This is a genomic window from Micromonospora sp. D75, from assembly GCF_018070405.1.
Taxonomy (GTDB): domain Bacteria; phylum Actinomycetota; class Actinomycetes; order Mycobacteriales; family Micromonosporaceae; genus Micromonospora; species Micromonospora chalcea.
On sequence record NZ_JAGPXV010001082.1, the window covers coordinates 1 to 879 of the forward strand.

General features: G+C 74.5%; 2 protein-coding genes and 1 pseudogene. All 3 read right to left on the bottom strand.

The window, feature by feature from the left end:
* Window positions 1-3: 3 nt before the first annotated feature.
* Window positions 4-414, bottom strand: coding sequence for a hypothetical protein (locus KBX39_RS32135; protein WP_210874187.1), 411 nt, complete (start codon window positions 412-414; stop codon window positions 4-6).
* Window positions 411-671, bottom strand: coding sequence for a hypothetical protein (locus KBX39_RS32140; protein ID WP_030501893.1), 261 nt, complete (start codon window positions 669-671; stop codon window positions 411-413). The genes KBX39_RS32135 and KBX39_RS32140 overlap by 4 nt, the downstream gene beginning before the upstream one ends.
* Window positions 672-684: 13 nt before the next feature.
* Window positions 685-879, bottom strand: a pseudogene (locus KBX39_RS32145) (hypothetical protein); the annotation flags it as partial.

Below are 879 nucleotides of genomic sequence, written 5' to 3' on the forward strand. Positions count from 1 at the left end.
CGGTCAACTGGTCGAGCCGGCGGCGCACCACCTCCCGGACGCCGGGCACGCCGACGGCCCCTGCTCGGCGAACCACCTGCAGGTACGCCGGATGGCGCACTTCGGCAGCGCCTCCTCGGCGGGCGGGGCGGTCTCGGCGTACGAGGCGGCCATCCGCGCGCCCAGCCCGCAGTGCGAGCCGGTCCAGAAGCCGCAGGACGAGGTGACGCACGGACCGGCGAGCCGGACCCGTGCCTCGACCGGCTCGTCGGAGTCGCCGAGCCCGGCGAGCGCCACCTCGGCCGGTACGGCCGGGGTCACGTAGGCCACCCGGCCCGCCGGAGTGATCATGCCCAGGAACACCGTGGCGTTCGACGCCGGGGTGCTCGGGCACATCCGCTCCGGCGCGCCGGCCGGCCGGGCGGCGTCGGTCACCGCTGGATCCAGAACCCGATGTCGTTGATCTTCTGCCCGAGGTCCTGGGCGAACGGGCCGTCGATGACCCAGAGCCCGTACCACTCGGGGCGCAGCTTGATGTTGCCGTGGCCGACGGTCAGCGGGTTGGTCAGTTTCGCGTCGGCGGTACGCAGGGCGGCCAGGCCGGCCTTCTGGATCTCCGCGGCGATCAGCGTCTGCTGCTCGGCGCTCAGGTCGACACCGTCGACCACGAAGCGGAACTCGTTGCGGGCCATGTGCTTCCTCCGGTCACTCGTACGATTCGGTGCCCAGCCCGCGACGCAGGCTGGTTCGGGTGAAGGCCGCCCAGCCGGCGTGCGAGGCGGCGTCGGTGCGTTGCCCGGCGCGGGCGAGCACCCGGGCGGCGTGTTCCGCCCAGCGGCCGGGGGTGGCCGCGGCGTCGCCCCACAGCTCGCGGCAGGCCGCGACCGCGAAGGCGACCTG